The organism is Ruegeria sp. HKCCSP346 (genome assembly GCF_017872595.1).
GTDB lineage: Bacteria > Pseudomonadota > Alphaproteobacteria > Rhodobacterales > Rhodobacteraceae > Ruegeria.
This window is the reverse complement of sequence record NZ_JAEDOT010000001.1, coordinates 886,360-906,323: the sequence shown is the minus strand read 5'-3', so window position 1 is coordinate 906,323 and position 19,964 is coordinate 886,360. Positions and strand designations below refer to the sequence as shown.

Sequence of the window (19,964 nt, the reverse complement as noted above, 5' to 3'; positions counted from 1 at the left end):
CGCCGATGGCGCGCTGCGGCCTCAGGCCCGGTTGGGCCATCGTCCGCAGCGGGCGCTGGCGCGCCTATTCCGCCGGTCGAAGGGGCGACATTGCAACCACGCTGGATGCCTTTGAGGTGCCATTTTTGCGCGGTGTGTGCAGTTGGGTCGACAATTCGGGCAGAAGTTCGAACAGTTCATCCCGTAAGCGGATAAGTTGCGACCTGGCGATCGTCTCTTCCATTTCCACATCCCGCGTCCATTGACGCAATTCGTTCTGGATGACCTGCGCCTCTTCCAGACGCTGTTGAAACAGTTCGATCTCTTCCTGTCGCTGTTGCAGGAACATCCGCGCGCGTTCGACCTGCGCATCGCCATAGGTCCGGGCCAGTTCGTGGCTGATCTGGCTCATCTGTGCGGCCAGTTCCAGGATCTCGGGCTCGAGCGATTGCAGGTCGGGGTGCTGGCGCAGAAACCCCATGCGTTCCTTGACGGCGTCAAACTCGGACGACATCATGAACAGCCCGCCGCGATCGGCGGCATGGGCCATTTGATACGCGTCCGCGATGTCATGCATATTGAGCGCAAATTTGCGGTGGTTGTTTTCCAGCGCCATCATTCGGGCATTGGCCGGCAGGTAAAACGCCAGCATGAGAATCAGCGCTGTCAGGCCAATCTGGATGGACATGCCGGCATCCTTTGCCGGTGCCTCGCCAAATCCGGCCTGCATCGAGAGCCAGGGCAATACGCCCAAAGCGGATAACAATGTGGCTGAAACGGCCAACAAGGCCGCCAAACAGATCAGGAAAAAAGTCAGTCTTAAAAAGGCATTCTGAAATTGCAATGTAATACTGTGGAGGGCGGCCATGATCGTCGTACTCCTTCTTCAAACCGGAACACACCGGGTCGAAGCGGAAGGTAATCAAACGATTGCGTACGATCCGCTGCGGACCCGAAAACTACAAAACACTGCTGCTCGAAATATAAAGATGATACTTAGATTTGTGTTTTCAATCAATTAGGTCTGAGCTTTTCGTGAAGTGGATGTCATCTCTGTAATATGACCCAGTGCGATCGAAGCCAAAATGCAGGCCGTGAACAGGTAGAGACCCCATGCCGTCTCAATGGTGGCGTATGAGATGCCCTTGGCCAAAGTGATGTAAAGCGCAATCAGGAAAATGTCGGCCATGGCCAGCTTGCCAAGGATATTGAGCGCAGGTTGGACGCGGGCATCCAGCAGGTTCCATTGGATCAACGCGGTGCCGATGGTTTTTATGTACGGGGCGAAGAGCGCGAATATGGTGACGATCAGCGCGAGGAAGACGTCGGATTTCCACAAGGATTGCAGCCCGGTGATGACACTGATTTCGCTGAGGCCGAAGATCGGCAGAAACCCCGCGCGCATCAGCGGGGCGAACCACGCGACGGGGTAGAGGATCAGGAGGGAGAGGGTGGCGAGGCGGAGGGGCATGACTGGGCGTCTAGGTAAGATTTCGAAATTTGCGGCGATGATTTGATATGGTTACCTTAAACCAGCACTCGCCACTGAGTTATTTTTAGACGGGGAGGAATGATGTCGGGTTTTGTGGCCTTCAAGTCAATTGTCGATCCATCGGACTGTGATTTTCTGGGGCATATGAACGTGTCCAAGTATTTTGCGGCATGTTCGGATTCCGTTTTTGCGTTGCAGGCAGAGTTGGGGCTGACGTCCGAAGACATGCGGTCAGGAAGAAAGCTATCCTTTGCGGTGGTCCATGCAGAAAGCAATTTCCTTGCGGAATTGAGTGCTGGCGAGGCGATCCAAATGGAAAGCGAAATCCTGAAAGTAGGAACGAAGTCCATGACTTTCAGCCACAAATTAGTTCGAGTGATGGACGGTGAAACGACATTTTCGACGGTTTTTAAATGCGTCTTGCTCAACCTGCAGACAAGGCGCGCCGAAGCTATTCCTCAGGACGTTATCGAACGCTCGGCAAAGTGGCTGGCAAAGAGCGAAGATTAACGCACCGCCTCAATCGGCCCCTCTGCGCTCCCACTGATGAACTGCTCAACATAGGGATCACCCGAGGCATCCATCTGGCTGACCGGGCCGGTCCACTGGATCACGCCTCCGTGCAGCATGGCGACGTTGTCGGCAATCGCGCGGACGGAACTCATGTCGTGGGTGATGGTCATCGCGGTGGCACCCATCTCGGTCACGATTTCGCGGATCAGATCGTTGATGACGCCGGACATGATCGGGTCGAGGCCGGTGGTGGGTTCGTCGAAAAAGATGATTTCGGGCTCGGCGGCGATGGCGCGGGCAAGGCCCACGCGTTTTTGCATGCCGCCTGACAGTTCCGCCGGAAAGCGGTCGGCCACGTCGGATTTCAGGCCCACGCGGCGCAGTTTGTCGATGGCGATTTCGCGGGCTTCGTCGGTTGGACGTTTCAGAGAACCACGCAGCAGGCGGAAGGCGACGTTCTGCCAGACGGTTAGTGAGTCAAACAGGGCCGCGCCCTGAAACAGCATCCCGAACCGGGCTAGAAAGGCATCTCGGTCGCCTTTGCTGGCGTCTTTGCCGTCCACATAGATCATGCCGCTGTCGGGCTTGATCAGGCCCAGAATGCATTTCAGGGCGACCGATTTGCCGGTGCCCGAACCGCCGATGATGACCATCGAGGTGCCCTTGGGGATCTCAAGGTTCATGCCTTGCAGCACGTGGTTGTCGCCAAAGGCCTTGTGTACGTTCTCCATCCGGATCATAGCGAGAAGAATACCCCTGTGAGAACGAAGTTTGCGGCCAGGATCAGTACGGCGGCGGCCTCGACGGAGCCTTTGGTGGCGCGGCCGACGCCTTGTGCGCCACGGCCGGAATTCATGCCGTAGTAACAGCCCATGATGGCCGCGATCAGGCCAAAAGCTGCACCTTTGACCAGCGATGAGACGATGTCGCGGGTTTCCAGGAAATCGACCGTGTTTTTCAGATAGGCGGCCGGGTTGAAGCCCAGATTTTGCGTGGCGACGGTGTAGCCGCCGGCAATTCCGATGATGTCACCCACTGCCACCAAAGCCGGCACAGTGATCAGGGCGGCCAGAACGCGCGGGGCGGTGAGGTATTTCATCGGGTGGGTCGACAGCGTGACCAGCGCGTCGATCTGTTCGGTCACTTTCATCGTGGCGATTTCGGCCGCGATGGATGAGGTCACGCGCGCAGCAATCATCAGGCCGACCAGAACCGGGCCGAGCTCTCGCACCATGCCGATGGCGACGATCTGGGGCACCACGGCTTCGGCGTTGAAACGCGCGCCGCCGGCGTAGATCTGCAACGCCAGCGCACCGCCGGTGAAAATCGCGGTCAGGCCGACGACCGGCAGAGACAGCCAGCCGATGTTCAGCAGGGCCATGCCAAATTCGCGCGGATAGAAGGGGGGGCGCAGAATATGCGAAATCGCATCAAGCGCGAACAGTGCCACCCGGCCAAAGGCCGCAAGCAGGCTCAGAACCGTGCGGCCCAGACCTTCGAGCGCGGTGAGAGGGTTCATTCCACATAGCCCCGCGAGTAGCGATTGCCCATTGATGTGAGGATCTCATAGCCAATTGTCCCGGCAGCTTCAGCCAGATCATCGATGGTCTGATGGCCATTCAGGATACGCAGGCGTTCCGGGTCTTTGGGCAGGTCCGTGACATCCACCGTGATCAGGTCCATCGAGATACGGCCAACAACCGGGCAGGGCTGATTGCCGGCGAAGGCGTCGATGCCGCCCCCGATGGCGCGATGCAGGCCGTCTGCATACCCGGCCGCGACTGTGGCTATACGGGACGGCCGGCGCGCAACCCAGCTGTTGCCATAACCAACAGTTTCGCCCACGGCCACCTTGCGCACCTGGATGACAGGCAGATCGACCGTGACAACGGGTTTGGCATCCGCAAAGGGCAGGCCGCCATACAGGCCGATGCCCGGGCGGCAGAAATCGAAATGGAACTCGGGCCCCAAAAGCAAACCGCCGGTCGCAGCCAGAGAACGCGGCGCGGCGATACCGTCGGTCATCTCGCGGAAGGTTTTCAGCTGCTGCCTGTTCATCGGGTGGTCTGGCTCGTCCGAGCAGGCCAGATGAGATATGACAACGGCTGGGTTCAGGGCCTCGGCCCTTGGGCGCAGTTCGGCCCAGTCGGCGGGTTCCAGCCCCAGCCGGTTCATGCCACTGTCCACCTGTATGCCAAAGGGATGGTCGGGCAGGGCCACCATATGGCGCTGATACTGCTCGCCCGAATTGATCAGCGGCGTCAGGTCATTGGCGCGCAGAAGGTCTGTGTCGCCCTCCATATGGCCGGAAAAGACAAAGATCATCGGGCCGGGGCCAACCGCATTGCGGACAGCGGCGCCTTCTTCTGCGGCCGCCACAAAAAACTTGCGAACGCCTTCCTCGGCCAGCGTATCGCTGACGGGCCCGGCACCCAGCCCATAGGCATCGGCCTTGACCACGGCGCCGGTTTCGACCCCGGTTTTCGCGTCGAGCGCCCGCCAATTCCTGGCGAGCGCCTGAAGATTGATCGTCAAACGTGCAGTACTCATGGCACTGTTCATGACATTGCGCCGCTTAAGGTCAAGAGGGAATGGCGCATTTACCTGTCGGTTTATGTTGGTGTTTGGTCTGTTGTTACGGAAAACACCAAAAAACCAGAAGAAATGGCAGCATTCCGCCATGGTTGCAGGTTTTTGGGATTGTCTTCACGTCAAGGTTAAAGCGATCCTGAGAGCCGGATCGTTCGGTTCCGGTAAAGACCGGGCGCAACGTCAACTCATGAGGGAGCCATGGATTTTTCTACCGGTTTGACCCGGGACCCGTCAGAGATCATCCGTCTTTTTGCCGACGTTTTTTCCGCATCGGAAGGGCCAGAGGAAGGGGCGGCAATAGGTGCATTCGTACGTGAATTGCTCAACACCACGCCGCCTGAAGATATCCTTGTGTGCACGGCTCTACAGGATCACGAGCTGCTTGGCTGTGCCATCTTTTCCCGGATGACGTTTTCGCAGGATACGCGCAATGTGTTCATCCTGTCGCCGATGGCCGTGCAAACGGGCAAGCAAAAAACAGGTATTGGACAGGCGCTGATTACCTATGGTCTGGATCGCTTGCGGGCGGCAGGTGTGGACGTGGCACTGACCTATGGCGACCCGGCCTATTATTGCAAAACGGGTTTTGTGCAGATCACCGAGGATACTGCTCAGCCACCGCTGAAACTCAGCCATCCGCACGGCTGGTTGGGACAGGCGCTAGACGGTTTTGACCTGAAACCGCTGAAAGGCCCGTCGGGATGCGTTTCCGCGCTGAACAATCCATTGCTGTGGTAGGCGGGATCGGTTTATTCGCTTTGGTCGATGGCCTTGGTTCCACAGCCTAGAACAGGGCCTGATCTATGATCGTCTTGCTGTTCCGGACATGTCGGGCCACCAGCTTTTTCTGTCGCCTGCCGCTGGGGATATAAAAGGCAGGGTCCATATCCTTATTGCAGTCGAGACCCGGAAAAATCTGCAACAGCTCTTGCAACGCTTCGGGCGGAAGGGATTTGAGGGCTTCGGGGCCGGTGAACAGGCTTTCACTTGGCGCGCCTTCGGCAAGAAGAACCACGTGACGGTCACAGACAACGTGATGATAAACCACCTGCGTCGCATCGTAATCCACGTAAACGCCCGGCAGGTCTGTTAGTCGGATGGCCGAGACCAAAACGTCTCTTGTGTCGAACATGCGCTGCGCGATGTCCGATCGGACCAGCATTCTGTGCTGTCGCGAAACCGTCAGGTCTCGGCGGGGCAGGCCGTGCCCCAGGGCGCCGGCCGTAATGCGGACTGGGCGCAGTTCGGGTGATTTCAACAGATCGGCCTGGCGCAGGGACCGGGATAGAACAAGCCGAACGGTTGCCGAGCTGCGTTCGGTCGTCATCACCTTGTCACCGGGGCGGATATCCTGAACGCTGATTTCGCCACGGTCCGTCAGGATCAGGGTGTCCGAAACGAAACAGGGGGCGCCGGGGCTGGGATTGGGATCCTCAACAAAGTTGACCCCGTCCTTCGATGACAGAGACGCGGTATCGTCCGTGCCGTTGCTGCCGATCTGGGTCGAAGTCTGGCCACTGGCCGGCCCCTGTGTCGCAGTTACCTGCGAGTCGAAGGATACAAAGCTGAGAACCGAACCATTGTCCGAAAGAGAAACCGCCCCAAACCGGTTGATGCGCGCCGAAATCACGTAATAGTCGAACCCGCCCACGGTGGTCATCGTTCCGTTGTCGACATCCGTCGAACTGCGCACCGAGCCATTGGGGTTGTAAACATCGACCTGCAAGCCGGTGACGTCGGTTCCGGTCGGAACCCGGATTTCAATGAAATCTCCGTCCGGAGCAAAGTTCGGGCCGTTGCGATATCTTATTTCCGATATGATCGCGGGCAAATCAGTGGGTCTCCGGGCGGGTTTGGCGCGTTGGGTTGAACGTCACCGTCACGTTAACACCGGGCAGGAAAAACACCAAAGGACTTGGCGTTCAATATCTGGGGCAGGTGTTCTGCCCGCGATCAATAACCCTCGATTTCACCACCCTGTTGCCAAGGCTTGACCAGATTGCCAAAGCGGGTGAATTGGGCCTCGAACGACAACTCGACCGTGCCGATTGGGCCATGACGTTGCTTGCCGACGATGACCTCGGCTTTGCCGTGCAGACGTTCCATCGCCTGCTTCCACTCTTCCATCTTTTCCAGTTCGTGATCACCGGGCTTTTCGCGCTCTTTGTAGTATTCCTCGCGGAACACAAACATCACAACGTCGGCGTCCTGCTCGATCGAGCCGGATTCACGTAGGTCGGACAGCTGCGGGCGCTTGTCGTCGCGGTTTTCCACCTGGCGCGACAGCTGTGAAAGAGCAATGACCGGGATGTTCAGTTCCTTGGCGATAGCTTTCATGCCCATCGAAATCTCGGCGATTTCGTTCACCCGGTTGTCGGCCATGCCCCGGCAGAGCTGTAGATAGTCGATGACCAGCAAGTCCAGCCCGTGGGTCCGTTTCAACCGTCGTGCACGGGCGGCAAGTTGCGAGATCGGCAAGGCAGGAGTGTCGTCAATAAACAGGGGACAGGCCTCAAGCTCTTTGGCCGCATCCACAAATCGACGGAACTCGGCCTCGGTCATGTCGCCCTGACGGATTTTGTGGCTGGAAATCTCCGAGGCTTCCGCCAGAACCCGGCCCGCAAGCTGTTCCGCGCTCATTTCGAGTGAGAAGAAGCCTACAACACCGCCATCGATCGCGCCTTCGCTGCCGTCGGGCTTTGTGCCACGCTTGTAGGCCTTGGCAACGTTGAAGGCGATGTTGGTCGCCAGCGAGGTTTTACCCATGGATGGACGGCCGGCCAGAATGATCAGGTCGGACGGGTGCAACCCACCCAATTGCTTGTCCAGATCGGCCAGACCGGTGGAAATCCCGGCCATGCCGCCGCCGCGCTGGTAGGCCTCGTTGGTGACGTTGACGGCTTCGGTGACGGCCTTGAGGAAGGACTGAAAGCCTTGCTCGGTCTGGCCCTGCTCGGACAGCTGATAAAGCTGCTGCTCGGCCTCGACGATCTGTTCTTTCGGCTCGCTCGAAACATCGACCCGCGCCGCCTTGTCCGAGATGTCGCGACCCAGCCGGATCAGCTCGCGCCGGATGGCAAGGTCATAGATCATCTGGGCATAGTCGTGCACCGCGAATGCGCTGATCGAAGCGCCCGCCAGTTTGACCAGATAAGCGGGACCGCCCAGTTCTTTCAGGCCCTCATCCTCGGCCATGAATGATTTGAGCGTCACGGGCGAGGCAAGCGCGTTCTTTGCAATACGGGCCGAGGCCACCTCGTAAATCCGGGCATGGACCGGATCATAGAAATGTTCAGCCCCGATGATCGAGGCGACCCGGTCGTACAGGTCGTTATTGGTCAGAATCGCGCCCAGCAATTGCTGCTCGGCCTCGATGGAATGCGGCATGGTTTCGGCATTCTGAATCTGTGCCGCTGCCTGCTCGATACTGCTGATCTCGTTCATTTTGTCCCCGCTGCCCGTTCCGAGGTTCTACACGCGAAACGTCACCGCAAGCTATCTGGAAATACCTGTGGCTAACTTGGGGTAAAGCCTAGGGATAACTTTCCAGACCGCTTGGATGCCTGCATATGCATCGCTTATTATGTAGGAATTGTCGGAAAAGTCACCATATATCGTGGCGAACTGCCCGATTCTTCCGGGTTTATCCCCAATCTTTCCACAAGAGGTTTACGCTGGTTTATTGGCCTCTTGCCATCCGCGCGGGTCGTTCAGGAAAGCTTCGACAGCCTCAAGTGTTTCCTGATCAAAGGCTTTCTGTGCCTTGGCCTCGGCCAGAACATCCCACCACGTGCAGAGCGAGTGCAGCTTGACGCCATGATCACCCAGCGTTTTCTCGGTCTCGGGGAAGATGCCGTAGTAGAAGATGACGGCGGTGTGCCCGCAGGTGGCACCGGTTTCGCGGATCGCATCGACAAAGGACAGTTTCGAGCCACCATCAGTGGTCAGGTCTTCAACCAGCAACACACGCTCGCCTTCGCTCATCGCCCCCTCGATTCGGGCGTTGCGGCCATAGCCCTTGGGTTTCTTGCGCACGTAGGTCATGGGCAGAGCCATACGCTCGGCGACCATAGCAGCAAAGGGGATGCCCGCCGTTTCCCCGCCTGCGATGTTGTCGAATGCCTCAAAGCCAGCATCACGCATCACCGTGACGGTCAGGAAATCCATAAGTGTCGAGCGGATACGCGGATACGAGATCAGTTTGCGGCAGTCGATATAGGTCGGGCTAGGCAACCCGCTGGCCAGCGTGAACAGTTCTCGCGAGTTGAAATGCACGGCCTTGATCTCCAGCAGCATCCGTGCAGTCAGGCGGGCGATTTCGGTGCTGTCGGGAAAAGAACTGGGGATCATGGCGCAAACCTCGGGGCTGAAAACACGTTGCGGGCTGATAGCCCGACCCTTGGGCTGGAGTCGAGAGGGATTGGGCAAAAGAAAAGCGGACCCCCAAGAGGTCCGCTTTTGCCCTTACGGGCGATGGGCAGCCAAGGTGGGCTTAACTGCTCATGTCATAGGCCCGCTCGCCATGTACCGAGAGGTCGAGGCCATTTGTCTCGGTCTCGGCGTCTACGCGAAGTGGCGTGATCTGTGCAACCAGTTTGACCAACACAAACGTGACAACTGCCGTAAAGGCACCCACGACAATCAGCCCGCCCAACTGAGCGGTCCAGGTTCCAAGGCCAAAAAGGGCGATCATGAGCGTGCCAAAGATACCGCCGACACCATGCACGGCGAAGACATCCAGCGTGTCGTCGATATTCAGTTTGTTACGCACGACGCTGACGGCTTCCTGACACAGAACACCGGCCACCGCGCCAATGATCAGGGCCTGAACCGGACCGACGAAACCCGATGCAGGCGTGATCGAGGCCAGACCCGCGATTGTGCCGGTGACCAGACCGACCATCGAGGCCTTGCCAAAGCGGATACGTTCCCACAGGGCCCAGCTTAGCGATGCCGTAGCCGCGGACAGGTGCGTGACGGTCAGGGCCATCGCCGCTCCGCCATCGGCGGCCAGTTGCGAACCACCGTTGAAACCGAACCAGCCGACCCACAGCATTGCTGCGCCGACCATGACGTAACCGGGGTTGTGCGGCGGAGTGGTGCGGTTGCGACGCGGCCCGAGGATGACCGCGACAATCAGCGCTGCCAGACCAGCGGTTTCATGCACCACGATGCCACCCGCAAAGTCGCGCACGCCGATCTCGCCCAGAATGCCGCCATCAGCCAGCATCCCGCCACCCCAGATCCAGTGCACCACGGGCGCATAGCACAGCAGCATCCACAGCGCCGAAAAGGTCAGGACAAAGCCAAAGCCCACACGTTCGACATACGCACCAACGATCAACGCAGGGGTTATGATGGCAAAGGTCATCTGGAAAGCAAAGAACAGGATCTCGGGCAGGGTTCCGGCAAGGCTGTCAACATCGACGCCGTTGAGGAAGGCCTTGCCCAAACCACCCCAAAGCCCGCTTTCACCGGGTCCGAACGCGATGGAATACCCTGCGACCAGCCACAGGACGCTCATCAAACAGGCAATGGCAAAGCAATGCATGAAAACGCTGAGTACATTTCGGGCACGCACGAGCCCGCCATAGAACAGGGCGAGGCCCGGCACTGTCATGAAAAGGACCAACGCGGTTGCAACGATGATCCAGGCTGTATCGGCTCCGTTCATGGGCCATTCTCCCTTCCGAATGAGTGCGCGGATCCGTGGAAACTGGGCGCGGATCGGCGCTGCGTGAGCGGTGTGGGCTGTTTCAAGCCACCGTCGGTTGGAGAAAAAAGAGGCATGGCAAAAAAAAGCGCCTGTTTTGGCGGCCTTTTTTCAACTGACTTTAAAAGCAGCGGTTCTATTGGTCAGGTGCTGAAAGATTAGGCACCTGCGGAAAGGGCCGTATACAGCAGGGCCAAGGCGTGGTCACGCGCCGCGCGACGCACGGCATCGCGACCGGGTGCGCCGAATTCGACGGTTTCGACATGCGTCGGCCGCCCCTCGGCGGCCAACCCGAAACACACACGCCCTTCAGGTTTGAATTCGGACCCGCCCGGCCCGGCAATACCGGTGATCGCGACGGCAAGTTGCGCCAGTGAATTGCGCAGCGCACCTTCTGCCATTTCGCGGGCCACCTGTTCGGAAACCGCACCGTGCGCGTTCAGCGTTTCGGCCTGAACGCCCAGCATGTCCTGTTTGGCCTCGTTGGTGTAGGTGACGAAACCCCGATCCACGACGGCAGAGCTGCCGGGAATATCGGTCAGGGCCGCAGCGACCATGCCGCCGGTGCAGCTTTCGGCGGTGGCGATCATCACGCCCTGCGCCTTGGCGCGGTCCAGCAGGTCTGTCACGTTCATAGCCCCAGAACTCCGTGTGCGATACCTGCCAGAACCATCACTCCGATGGCTGCAAATATACCTGCAATCACGTCATCCAGCATCACGCCCATCGGATCGCCACGCCGATCGGCCCAGCCGACAGGGCCGGGTTTGGTGATGTCGAACAGACGAAAAAGGATGAACCCGGCAACCCAGCCGGGCCAGAGCGCGGTAATGTCGATTCCATGCGCCCAGGACGGATAGGAAATTGCCCAAAGCGCGATGAACTGGCCTGCGACCTCATCAATGACGATTTCGGATGGGTCGTGGTCATCCTGACCTTCGGTCATCACGCGTGTGGCCCAGAGGCCACCGACAAAAACCGCAACCGTTGCGAGGGCCAGCAACGGGAAACCACCCAGCATGTGCAATACCCAGGCCATCGGCAGGGCCACCAGCGATCCCCAGGTGCCCGGGGCAGGGCGCAAATGGCCGACGCCGCCGACAGTCCCGATCATCTGTGCCGCGTTCATGCTTTCACCAGACAGGCTGTGGCCAAAGAGGCGATGCCCTCGCTGCGGCCGGTGAAGCCCAATCGCTCGGACGTTGTCGCCTTGACCGAAACTTGATCTGCACGCAGGCCCATGATTTCAGACATCTTTTCTCGCATGGCCACTGCGTGCGGGCCAATCTTTGGATATTCGCAGACCAGCGTGCAATCGACATTCGAGATGCGGTATCCCATCTGCCCTGCCAGCTCGACCGCGTGGCGCAGGAAAATCTCGCTGGCGGCGCCTTTCCATTGCGGGTCCGAAGGCGGGAAATGCTGCCCGATATCGCCCTGTGCCAGAGCGCCATAGATCGCATCGGTGACCGCGTGCATTCCGACATCGGCATCCGAATGGCCTTGCAGTCCGCGGTCATGCGGCACTTTCACACCGCAAAGGATCACATGATCCCCATCGCCAAAACGGTGCACATCGTACCCGTTGCCCAGCCTTACATCCATTTCCGTTCCCATTATGCGTTCCGCCCGGGCAAAATCCTCGGGTCGGGTGATCTTCAGATTGTCCGCATCGCCCGGTACGATGCAGACATCAAGGCCGGCGGCGCGGGCCACTTCGACATCATCCGCAGCTTCGCCCGGATGGGCGGCGTGGGCGGCGATGATCGCGTCATAGTGAAACCCCTGCGGAGTTTGCGCGGCGAACAGTTTGCTGCGATCCTGCGTGCCGGTCACGGCCTGTTCATGCCCAACCCACAGCGCATCCGTCACCGCCAGCCCGGGCGCCGCCGCCGGACATGTTTCCAGGGCATTCAGAACGTCGGTGATGATGCGGGGTGTGACGCAAGGCCTTGCAACGTCATGGATCAAAACGCGCTGTACGTTCCGGCCGGCCAGTGCAGCCAATCCATTGCGCACCGATCCCGCGCGATCCGTTCCGCCCGAAGCCAGGATCAGGTCGGTTTCACGGAATTCTTCCCATGCGACGCTGTCTTCGTCGGACAACACCAGGACAATGTGATCCACCTGTCCGCGAAAGCGCTCGATCGTCCAATCGGCCACCCGCCGGCCCGCAAGGCTGCGCCATTGTTTTGGCACGCCACCCCCGGCGCGCGACCCGCGACCGGCGGCAACTATGATGGCAGCGGTTGTCATATGTGCGCGCTCTCCTCGTGATGGGCATTGTTTAGGCGGCGGTGAATGCAGAGGCAATCACCCATGGTCATGAGATTAATAATTAGGCAAATGATGATTTTGCGGGCTTGCTGCATGCCGATTTGTTGTTCATATGCGCAGAAAGCGATATCAAATCCACAACTGCCCAAGGATTAAGCACGTTGACACTGCACCTTGCCGACAAAGAAATAACACCGCCTGTTTTGCTGGCCCCCATGGCCGGAATCACCGACCGCCCGTTTCGCGATCTGGTGATGCGTTTCGGTGCGGGTATGGTCGTCAGTGAAATGGTCGCCAGTCAAGAGATGGTGCAGGCCAAGCCCGGTGTGCGGGAACGGGCGGAACTGTCCGCGGATGTGGAAAACACCGCCGTGCAACTGGCCGGGCGTGAGGCCCATTGGATGGCCGAGGCGGCCCGTCAGGTGGCCGACCGTGGCGCGCGAGTGATCGACATCAACATGGGGTGCCCCGCCAAGAAGGTAACAAACGGTTATTCCGGCTCGGCCCTTCTGAAAACACCGGATCACGCGCTGGCACTGATCGAGGCCGTGGTGGGAGCGGTCGATCTGCCGGTGACGCTGAAAACCCGGCTGGGATGGGACGACACTCTGTTGAACGCGCCCGACGTGGCACGCCGCGCTCAGGACGCGGGTATTCAGATGGTCACGATCCATGGCCGCACACGCTGTCAGTTCTACAAGGGTCACGCCGATTGGCGGGCAATCCGGGCGGTGAAAGAGGCCGTATCGATCCCGGTCATCGCGAACGGAGATATCGTGAACACTGACGCCGCCCGATCCGCGTTGCGCCAATCCGGCGCGGATGGGGTGATGGTCGGTCGTGGCGCCCAGGGCAAGCCTTGGGTGTTGGCGCAAATCTGTCACGACCTGTACGGGGCCGAGGCGCCCGAGATTCCGACCGGCCATGATCTGGTTGATTTGGTTTGCGCGCATTATCAAGCGATGCTGGATTTCTACGGCTCCGATCTGGGTCTGCGTGTCGCCCGAAAGCACCTGGGATGGTACATGGATGACGCAGCAACGCCTGCGCCCTTGCGTCGGGCTGTGCTGACGTCACGTGATCCGGCGGAAGTTCTGCGCCTGTTGGCGGTTGCACTCAGCGACACGGACGAGGTGGCGGCATGAATTCCGATGCCAGCATCTGGAACTCGCTGCCGGTTCCGGCGTTCATTATTGATGAACAGGATCGGATATCCGATGTGAATGCTGCGGGTGAGGGGTTTCTGAATGCGTCGCGCAAATCGGTGATCGGCCATCCGGTGTGGGATCAGATCGCCGTGGACGCGCCGTTGGAAGAGGCGTTCGAGCGCGCCCGCTGGCAGGGCACGCCATTGTTCGTGAATGATGTGGATGTGGGGTCGGGTAGCCGAGCGCCGCTGCAATGCGCGTTGCAGATTGCGCCTTTGGTCGGGCATCCGGGCTCCATGATCATGATCATCTCGCCTCGTGAACTGGCAGGTCGGATGACGCGGGGGAATACGGTCAAATCCGCGGCACAATCCGCCATCGGCATGGCGGAAATGCTGGCGCACGAGATCAAGAACCCGCTGGCCGGGATCACTGGTGCGGCGCAGTTGCTCAGCATGAATATATCGCCGCAAGATCTTGAATTAACGGATCTTATTGTTGCCGAAAGCCGCCGGATCGTGAAGTTGCTGGAACAGGTCGAGCAATTCGGGAACCTTCAGAAACCTGACTTCAAGCCAGTCAACATCCACGATGTGCTGGATCGCGCAAGACGGTCGGCATTGTTGGGATTTGGCGCTGACATGACGATCGTCGAAGACTATGACCCGTCGCTGCCGCTGGCTTACGGAGACCCGGATCAGATTCTGCAGGTGATCCTGAACCTGCTCAGGAATGCGTCCGAAGCGGCAGGACCGCAGGGCGGAACGATCCGCCTGCGGACCTATTTCGAACATTCCTTCCGGTTGCGTCGCAGTGACGGGTCAGGGCATTCGCTGCCCTTGCAGATTGAGATCATCGATGATGGTCTGGGCCTGCCAGAAGACATCCGCGGCGATATTTTTGATCCCTTCGTATCCGGCAAGGAAAACGGCACCGGCCTGGGGCTGGCGCTGGTCAGCAAGATCATCTCGGACCATGACGGCTGGATTTCGGCCGAATCCGTGCCCGGGCGAACGGTATTCAAACTGTCGCTGCGCCGCGCGCCGCGAGACGCAATCGAGGACAAGAAGGAGAGCACCTGATGGATGGCACCGTACTGGTCGCGGACGACGATCGCACGATCCGCACTGTTCTGACACAGGCCCTGACGCGTGCCGGGTGCAAGGTGCATGCGACCTCATCACTGACCACGTTGATGCGCTGGGTCGGCGAGGGAAAAGGCGACGTGGTGATTTCCGACGTGGTCATGCCCGATGGAAACGGTCTTGAGATGCTGCCGAAGATTGCCGAAGACCGCCCCGGTTTGCCGGTGATCGTGATTTCCGCACAAAACACCATCATGACGGCGATTCAGGCGACAGAGGCGGATGCGTACGACTATCTGCCAAAACCCTTCGACCTGCCGGATCTGATGAAACGGACGGCGCGGGCGCTGGATCAGAAGCAACGCGCCCAGCCAGAGCCGGCCGTGGGCACAAGCGAGCGCCCCGAAGAACTGCCACTGGTCGGGCGAACACCAGTGATGCAGGCTCTGTACCGGTTGGTCGCCCGGGTGATGAACACGGACCTCTCGGTCATGATTTCCGGTGAAAGCGGCACGGGCAAGTCACTGATTGCGCGGGCCATTCACGATTTTTCCGACCGTCGAACCTTGCCCTTTGTCACTGTCACCGCTGCCGAACTGCGTGATCTGGAAGGCCCGGCCCGTGTGATGGCGCGGGTTCGCGGCGGCACGCTGTTGATAGACGAAATCGCAGATATCGAAGATGAGGTTCAGGCGCGCATCGTCCGCATGATGGATACTCCGGGCGATCACGTTCCCCGTTTCATGGCCACCAGCCAATCAGACCTGACCGAAGGGATGGAGAACGGGCGCATCCGTCAGGACCTTTATTATCGTTTGTGCGGGGCGACGATCCACGTTCCATCACTGCGTGAAAGGGTGGATGACATTCCGCTGCTGGCCGAGCACTTTCTGGCTCGGGAAGAGCGGGAAAACGGCACCAAACGCTGGCTCAGCCCCGAGGCGGTGGAACTGGTGCGGCGCTATTCCTGGCCCGGGAACGTGCGGCAACTGGAAAATGCCGTGCGCCGGTTGGGTCTGACCAGCCGAGCCGATGAAATCACCAAAGCCGAAGTGGAAACGGTGCTGGGCAGCCAGCCAGAGGCGGAACCGGTCCTGAGCGGCGGCGAACGCGAAAAGCTCTCGACCTCGGTCGAGCGGCATCTGCGGAGATATTTTGACCTGCACGGCAACATTTTGCCGCCCCCGGGCCTGTATCAGCGCATTTTACGGGAAGTTGAGGCCCCGCTGATCGAAATCGCGCTGGATGCAACCGGCGGAAATCAGGCGAAATGTGCCGATTTGCTGGGAATCAACCGAAATACGTTGCGAAAAAAGATTACGGATCTCGATATTCAGGTGACACGTCGACGCAAACTGATGTAATATCGCCACACAAACCGTGGCATCCCGGCATCTGTTGGGAAAAGATCACGATATATGGCGGTAAGCCGCGCAAGCGGCACATCAGGATGAGGGCAGACAGTGGCAACCCGAGCACAGAGCGGGATGATCCCATCGATCAGTCGATGGCGTAAATCACGGAAACTGCGCAACTTTGGCACGTTTGGCCTGGTTCTCATGGGGCCTGTTCTGGCGCTGGCCACTTACCTTGTCATCGGTCCTTTCGATCTTGGCGCGACGGCACCGACTTTGCGGCTGATTCTGTTGGCCGATCTCGTATACGTTCTGGTTGTTGCTGCACTTGTGCTTGGGCAGGTTGGCAGCTTGATTGCCGCACGTCGGGCCAAGTCGGCGGGTTCGCGCCTGCATTTGCGCCTGATCGGGGCGTTTACTCTGCTGGCGCTGGTTCCAACCGTGACCGTGGCGATTTTTGCCGGATTGACCGTCAATATCGGCCTTGAGGGCTGGTTTTCCGACCGCGTACGTCAGGTTGTGGGATCTTCGCTGACGGCAGCAGAAGCGTATGAACAGGAACACCGTCGGGGGTTGACGCAAGACGCGTCTGTTCTTGCGCGATATCTGGATAATGCGCGATCGCTGGACTTCTATATCTCGGACGCTGAACTGCGCGAAGTTCTGGCGCAGGGGCAGGCTCAGATTCAACGGGGGCTGCGCGAAGCCTATGTCATCGACGGTGGTGGCGAAATCAAATCGCGCGGGGACCGGTCCTACCTGTTCAACTACGAAGCCCCAACCCCCGAGCAGATTGCAGAAGCCACGGACAAGGGCCTGCTGATCATCGCCGACTGGCCCAACAATGAGTTCCGGGCGCTGGTCCCTCTGAAGGCTTATCTGGATCGCTATCTCTATGTCAGCCGCGAGGTGGATGGGCAGTTATTGACGCTGCTGGACGATACTAAGGAAACGGCACAGTTCTATCAGCAACTGGAAAGCGAACGGGGCAGGGTGCTGTTCGAGTTCGGCCTGTTGTATCTGGGCTTTGCGTTGATCCTGATCCTTGCGGCTATGTCCCTGGGCATGTGGTTTGCCGAGCGGTTGTCGCGTCCCGTGGGGCGGTTGACCACCGCGGCGCAGCGGGTTGGGGCCGGTGATCTGAGCGTCCAGGTGATTGAAGAGGCCAGCGACGACGAAATCGCGATGCTGGGCCGGTATTTCAACCAGATGACCCGGCAGTTGAAAGGACAGCGCGATACGCTGTTGGAGAACACGCGGCAAATTGAAAGCCGGCGCCGTCTGTTCGATTCGGTGCTCAGTTCGGTCACTTCGGGTGTCGTTGGAGTGGACCCGGAAGGATGCATTACATTCGTGAACCGTTCGGCCGAGCGGTTGCTGGATTGGACCGGGGGCGAGCAGCATCTGGCCATCGGCATTGCGGTGCCGGAATTTCTGCCCCTGTTCGAAAGTCTGAAAGACAGCGGGCAAGAGGCCGTTCAGGGCGAAATCAAAGTGACCCGCAAGGGACGGCTTGAGAACCTGTTGGTCCGCATGGCCATCCGTCGCGGAGAAGATGGTGGCCTGGAAGGTTATGTGGTTGCCTTCGATGACGTCACCGATCTGGTCAGCGCCCAACGGATGGCGGCCTGGGGTGACGTGGCCCGCCGCATCGCGCATGAGATCAAGAACCCTCTGACCCCGATCCAGCTGAGCGCGGAACGGATCAAGCGCAAGTTCTCGCGCAAACTGGACGAGGAAGACAGCAGCAGCCTGGATTCGATGACGAACGTGATTGTGCGGCAGACCAACGACCTGCGTCGCATCGTGGATGAATTCTCGAAATTTGCACGGATGCCTGAACCTGAACGCAGGGAAGAAAACCTTGTTGATCTGGTGCACGAGGCTGTCCTGCTGCAACAGGCCGGGCAGCCGGATGTGCAGATCGATGCTGATCTGCCGCAACAGCCCATCATGGCCGATGTGGATGCAACCATGCTGAACCAGGCGCTTACCAACCTCATCAAGAATGCCGGGGAAGCCATTGCAACCCTTAAGGAAAAAGGGGCGCCCGACAACCTTCAGCCCCAGATCAAAGTGGCGGTCACCAGTGATGATGCGGGTACGGTCATAACCATTGCAGACAACGGGATCGGCCTGCCCGAGGATCGGGCACGGCTGTTTGAGCCCTATGTAACGACACGTGACGAAGGGACCGGGCTGGGCCTGCCCATCGTCAAGAAGATCATTGAAGAGCATGGCGGCGCGCTGACCCTCGAGGATGCGCCCGTATTTGACGGACAGGACCATTTTGGCGCGATGGCCGTGATCCGATTGCCGGGGGTTACTGGGTCCCAAGCGGCAGCGCCACAGAAGCAGGCAATTAGAACCAACAAACTGAAAGCAGGCCAAAGATGAGTGACATTCTGATCGTAGATGATGAGCGCGATATTCGCGAGCTGGTGTCCGACATTCTGGAGGACGAAGGCTATTCAACCCGGCTGGCGGCCAACTCGGACGAGTGCATGGCGTCGATCAACTCTGAACCGCCGGGGTTGTTGATCCTGGATATCTGGCTGAAAGACAGCCGAATGGATGGCATCGATATCCTGAAAGCGGTGAAACGCGACAACCCGGATGTGCCGGTGGTGATCATTTCCGGCCACGGCAACATTGAAATTGCCGTCGCCGCAATCAAGCAGGGCGCCTATGATTTTATCGAAAAGCCGTTCAACATAGACCAGTTGATGGTGGTGATCCGCCGCGCGATGGAGACCTCTCGCCTGCGTCGCGAGAATGCGTCTCTGAAGCGGAAAGAAGTCAACAATTCCGACATGATCGGCAAATCCGCCGCGTTCCGCGCCATGCAGGGGCAGTTGGACAAGGTGACCAAGTCGAATGGCCGCGTGATGCTCAGCGGCCCAGCTGGGTCCGGCAAAGAGATCGCAGCACGGTATATCCATGCCCACTCCAATCGCGCCAACGCGCCATTTGTCACGGTAAACTGCGCCGGGATCGAACCCGAACGTGTGGAAGAGGTGCTGTTTGGCCGGGAATCGGCGGAACGCGGCGTGGAATCGGGTTTGCTGGAAGAGGCGCATGGAGGCGTGGTCTATTTTGACGAAGTCGCCGACATGCCCCTTGGGACACAGTCAAAAATCCTGCGGGTGCTGGTGGATCAGCAGTTCCAGCGTGTCGGTGGCAGTGACAAGGTGCGCGTGGACCTTCGCGTGATCTCGTCAACAAGCAAGGATCTTGACGAAGAAATCGCGGCTGAACGGTTCCGGGAAGAGCTGTACCACCGTCTGAACGTCGTCCCGATTGCCGTGCCGTCACTGGAAGATCGGCGCGAAGATATCCCGGTTCTGGCGCAGCACTTTATTGAGATGTGCAACGAAACCCAGGGTTTGCCGATCAGGGAATTGTCGGAAGAGGCTGTTGCCCTGTTGCAGACGATGACATGGCCCGGCAACGTGCGCCAGCTCAAAAACCTGATCGAGCGGGTTCTGATCCTTGGCGATGGCTCCGGCCCGATTGAGGCGCGTGAGTTGCCCAACGAAGAAGAAAAGGCAGAAGATTCAGGTCGTGTCGTGTTGTCTGGCGCACTGGCCACCTTGCCGTTGCGCGAAGCCCGCGAGGCGTTCGAGCGAGAGTATCTGCTGACACAGATTAACCGGTTTGGCGGCAATATCAGCCGTACGGCCAGCTTTGTGGGCATGGAACGCAGCGCCCTGCATCGGAAATTGAAATCGCTGGGCGTAGTGACTTCGAACAAATCCGGCGCGCGCGTGGCGCAAATCGATGAACCCGAACCGGCAGAATAATCTGCCG

Annotated in this window: 21 protein-coding genes; 9 read left to right on the top strand and 12 right to left on the bottom strand. The window is 59.1% G+C overall.

Annotation, left to right across the window (positions count from 1 at the left end):
* Positions 1 to 64 precede the first annotated feature (64 nt).
* Positions 65 to 667: a DNA repair protein gene (locus I9185_RS04485; RefSeq protein ID WP_245223404.1), complete on the bottom strand. Its 603-nt coding sequence runs from the start codon at positions 665 to 667 to the stop codon at positions 65 to 67.
* Here I9185_RS04485 and I9185_RS20345 point away from each other — a divergent pair.
* Positions 660 to 815, top strand: a complete 156-nt coding sequence (locus I9185_RS20345; RefSeq protein WP_245223402.1) for a hypothetical protein — start codon at positions 660 to 662, stop codon at positions 813 to 815. The two genes, I9185_RS04485 and I9185_RS20345, sit on opposite strands and share 8 nt — an antisense overlap.
* Positions 816 to 997: 182 nt before the next feature.
* On the opposite strand, the gene I9185_RS04480 is transcribed toward I9185_RS20345, so the two are convergent.
* Positions 998 to 1,450: a paraquat-inducible protein A gene (locus I9185_RS04480; protein ID WP_171723154.1), complete on the bottom strand. Its 453-nt coding sequence runs from the start codon at positions 1,448 to 1,450 to the stop codon at positions 998 to 1,000.
* A gap of 102 nt (positions 1,451 to 1,552) precedes the next feature.
* Here I9185_RS04480 and I9185_RS04475 point away from each other — a divergent pair, with 102 nt between their 5' ends.
* Entirely contained in the window at positions 1,553 to 1,981 is a 429-nt protein-coding gene (locus tag I9185_RS04475) for a thioesterase family protein (protein WP_152458165.1), read from the top strand.
* Here the strand turns inward: I9185_RS04475 and I9185_RS04470 are convergent.
* The 3 genes from I9185_RS04470 to alr are packed head-to-tail and all read right to left on the bottom strand — an operon-like array spanning position 1,978 to position 4,534.
* Positions 1,978 to 2,724, bottom strand: a complete 747-nt coding sequence (locus I9185_RS04470; protein ID WP_210092442.1) for an ABC transporter ATP-binding protein — start codon at positions 2,722 to 2,724, stop codon at positions 1,978 to 1,980. The genes I9185_RS04475 and I9185_RS04470 overlap by 4 nt on opposite strands.
* Positions 2,721 to 3,503: an ABC transporter permease gene (locus I9185_RS04465; RefSeq protein ID WP_171723157.1), complete on the bottom strand. Its 783-nt coding sequence runs from the start codon at positions 3,501 to 3,503 to the stop codon at positions 2,721 to 2,723. The genes I9185_RS04470 and I9185_RS04465 overlap by 4 nt, the downstream gene beginning before the upstream one ends.
* Complete coding sequence (gene alr / locus I9185_RS04460; protein ID WP_210092441.1) at positions 3,500 to 4,534, bottom strand: alanine racemase; 1,035 nt, start codon at positions 4,532 to 4,534, stop codon at positions 3,500 to 3,502. Before alr ends, I9185_RS04465 begins: the two co-directional genes overlap by 4 nt.
* On the opposite strand from alr, the gene I9185_RS04455 reads away from it, so the two are divergent.
* Positions 4,533 to 4,796 (top strand): hypothetical protein, encoded by a 264-nt coding sequence (locus tag I9185_RS04455; RefSeq protein WP_209832927.1) that lies wholly within the window; start codon positions 4,533 to 4,535, stop codon positions 4,794 to 4,796. The genes alr and I9185_RS04455 overlap by 2 nt on opposite strands.
* Positions 4,775 to 5,314, top strand: a complete 540-nt coding sequence (locus I9185_RS04450) for an N-acetyltransferase (RefSeq protein ID WP_210092440.1) — start codon at positions 4,775 to 4,777, stop codon at positions 5,312 to 5,314. Before I9185_RS04455 ends, I9185_RS04450 begins: the two co-directional genes overlap by 22 nt.
* Before the next feature lie 46 nt (positions 5,315 to 5,360).
* On the opposite strand, the gene I9185_RS04445 is transcribed toward I9185_RS04450, so the two are convergent.
* The 7 genes from I9185_RS04445 to I9185_RS04415 all read right to left on the bottom strand — a co-directional run bounded on the left by I9185_RS04445 (position 5,361) and on the right by I9185_RS04415 (position 12,545).
* Complete coding sequence (locus I9185_RS04445) at positions 5,361 to 6,407, bottom strand: Hint domain-containing protein (RefSeq protein WP_210092439.1); 1,047 nt, start codon at positions 6,405 to 6,407, stop codon at positions 5,361 to 5,363.
* A gap of 122 nt (positions 6,408 to 6,529) precedes the next feature.
* Positions 6,530 to 8,020, bottom strand: a complete 1,491-nt coding sequence (locus tag I9185_RS04440) for a replicative DNA helicase (protein ID WP_152458159.1) — start codon at positions 8,018 to 8,020, stop codon at positions 6,530 to 6,532.
* Between the two features lie 225 nt (positions 8,021 to 8,245).
* Positions 8,246 to 8,926 carry an orotate phosphoribosyltransferase gene (locus tag I9185_RS04435; RefSeq protein ID WP_210092438.1) on the bottom strand — a complete coding sequence of 227 codons (681 nt, stop codon included), beginning with the start codon at positions 8,924 to 8,926 and terminating at the stop codon, positions 8,246 to 8,248.
* Between the two features lie 142 nt (positions 8,927 to 9,068).
* A complete protein-coding gene (locus I9185_RS04430; RefSeq protein ID WP_171632079.1) occupies positions 9,069 to 10,250 on the bottom strand; it encodes an ammonium transporter in 1,182 nt (393 codons plus the stop codon).
* 197 nt (positions 10,251 to 10,447) lie between these two features.
* Positions 10,448 to 10,924, bottom strand: coding sequence for a CinA family protein (locus I9185_RS04425; RefSeq protein WP_171632082.1), 477 nt, complete (start codon positions 10,922 to 10,924; stop codon positions 10,448 to 10,450).
* Entirely contained in the window at positions 10,921 to 11,418 is a 498-nt protein-coding gene (locus tag I9185_RS04420) for a phosphatidylglycerophosphatase A (RefSeq protein WP_171723162.1), read from the bottom strand. Before I9185_RS04420 ends, I9185_RS04425 begins: the two co-directional genes overlap by 4 nt.
* Positions 11,415 to 12,545 (bottom strand): bifunctional 2-C-methyl-D-erythritol 4-phosphate cytidylyltransferase/2-C-methyl-D-erythritol 2,4-cyclodiphosphate synthase, encoded by a 1,131-nt coding sequence (locus tag I9185_RS04415; protein WP_210092437.1) that lies wholly within the window; start codon positions 12,543 to 12,545, stop codon positions 11,415 to 11,417. The genes I9185_RS04420 and I9185_RS04415 overlap by 4 nt, the downstream gene beginning before the upstream one ends.
* A gap of 182 nt (positions 12,546 to 12,727) precedes the next feature.
* Here I9185_RS04415 and dusB point away from each other — a divergent pair, with 182 nt between their 5' ends.
* The 5 genes from dusB (at position 12,728) to I9185_RS04390 (ending at position 19,957) form a co-directional block, all read left to right on the top strand.
* Positions 12,728 to 13,711 carry a tRNA dihydrouridine synthase DusB gene (gene dusB, locus I9185_RS04410; RefSeq protein WP_280922527.1) on the top strand — a complete coding sequence of 328 codons (984 nt, stop codon included), beginning with the start codon at positions 12,728 to 12,730 and terminating at the stop codon, positions 13,709 to 13,711.
* Positions 13,708 to 14,796 carry an ATP-binding protein gene (locus I9185_RS04405; protein WP_210092435.1) on the top strand — a complete coding sequence of 363 codons (1,089 nt, stop codon included), beginning with the start codon at positions 13,708 to 13,710 and terminating at the stop codon, positions 14,794 to 14,796. Before dusB ends, I9185_RS04405 begins: the two co-directional genes overlap by 4 nt.
* The gene (locus I9185_RS04400) at positions 14,796 to 16,163 is read left to right on the top strand and encodes a response regulator (RefSeq protein ID WP_171167875.1); all 1,368 of its coding nucleotides are present in this window, start codon (positions 14,796 to 14,798) and stop codon (positions 16,161 to 16,163) included. The genes I9185_RS04405 and I9185_RS04400 overlap by 1 nt, the downstream gene beginning before the upstream one ends.
* A gap of 123 nt (positions 16,164 to 16,286) precedes the next feature.
* Positions 16,287 to 18,551, top strand: a complete 2,265-nt coding sequence (locus I9185_RS04395) for a PAS domain-containing sensor histidine kinase (RefSeq protein ID WP_171633817.1) — start codon at positions 16,287 to 16,289, stop codon at positions 18,549 to 18,551.
* The gene (locus I9185_RS04390) at positions 18,548 to 19,957 is read left to right on the top strand and encodes a sigma-54 dependent transcriptional regulator (protein WP_152458151.1); all 1,410 of its coding nucleotides are present in this window, start codon (positions 18,548 to 18,550) and stop codon (positions 19,955 to 19,957) included. The genes I9185_RS04395 and I9185_RS04390 overlap by 4 nt, the downstream gene beginning before the upstream one ends.
* Positions 19,958 to 19,964: the final 7 nt, after the last annotated feature.

Coding starts and splice junctions, on each gene's coding strand:
- I9185_RS20345 (WP_245223402.1), top strand. CDS start 660: ATGGACATGCCGGCATCCTTTGCCGGTGCCTCGCCAAATCCGGCCTGC.
- I9185_RS04395 (WP_171633817.1), top strand. CDS start 16,287: ATGATCCCATCGATCAGTCGATGGCGTAAATCACGGAAACTGCGCAAC.
- I9185_RS04475 (WP_152458165.1), top strand. CDS start 1,553: ATGTCGGGTTTTGTGGCCTTCAAGTCAATTGTCGATCCATCGGACTGT.
- alr (WP_210092441.1), bottom strand. CDS start 4,534: ATGAGTACTGCACGTTTGACGATCAATCTTCAGGCGCTCGCCAGGAAT.
- I9185_RS04390 (WP_152458151.1), top strand. CDS start 18,548: ATGAGTGACATTCTGATCGTAGATGATGAGCGCGATATTCGCGAGCTG.
- I9185_RS04455 (WP_209832927.1), top strand. CDS start 4,533: ATGGCACTGTTCATGACATTGCGCCGCTTAAGGTCAAGAGGGAATGGC.
- I9185_RS04435 (WP_210092438.1), bottom strand. CDS start 8,926: ATGATCCCCAGTTCTTTTCCCGACAGCACCGAAATCGCCCGCCTGACT.
- I9185_RS04405 (WP_210092435.1), top strand. CDS start 13,708: ATGAATTCCGATGCCAGCATCTGGAACTCGCTGCCGGTTCCGGCGTTC.
- I9185_RS04420 (WP_171723162.1), bottom strand. CDS start 11,418: ATGAACGCGGCACAGATGATCGGGACTGTCGGCGGCGTCGGCCATTTG.
- I9185_RS04470 (WP_210092442.1), bottom strand. CDS start 2,724: ATGATCCGGATGGAGAACGTACACAAGGCCTTTGGCGACAACCACGTG.
- I9185_RS04400 (WP_171167875.1), top strand. CDS start 14,796: ATGGATGGCACCGTACTGGTCGCGGACGACGATCGCACGATCCGCACT.
- I9185_RS04440 (WP_152458159.1), bottom strand. CDS start 8,020: ATGAACGAGATCAGCAGTATCGAGCAGGCAGCGGCACAGATTCAGAAT.
- I9185_RS04485 (WP_245223404.1), bottom strand. CDS start 667: ATGTCCATCCAGATTGGCCTGACAGCGCTGATTCTCATGCTGGCGTTT.
- I9185_RS04425 (WP_171632082.1), bottom strand. CDS start 10,924: ATGAACGTGACAGACCTGCTGGACCGCGCCAAGGCGCAGGGCGTGATG.
- I9185_RS04465 (WP_171723157.1), bottom strand. CDS start 3,503: ATGAACCCTCTCACCGCGCTCGAAGGTCTGGGCCGCACGGTTCTGAGC.
- I9185_RS04450 (WP_210092440.1), top strand. CDS start 4,775: ATGGATTTTTCTACCGGTTTGACCCGGGACCCGTCAGAGATCATCCGT.
- I9185_RS04430 (WP_171632079.1), bottom strand. CDS start 10,250: ATGAACGGAGCCGATACAGCCTGGATCATCGTTGCAACCGCGTTGGTC.
- I9185_RS04480 (WP_171723154.1), bottom strand. CDS start 1,450: ATGCCCCTCCGCCTCGCCACCCTCTCCCTCCTGATCCTCTACCCCGTC.
- I9185_RS04415 (WP_210092437.1), bottom strand. CDS start 12,545: ATGACAACCGCTGCCATCATAGTTGCCGCCGGTCGCGGGTCGCGCGCC.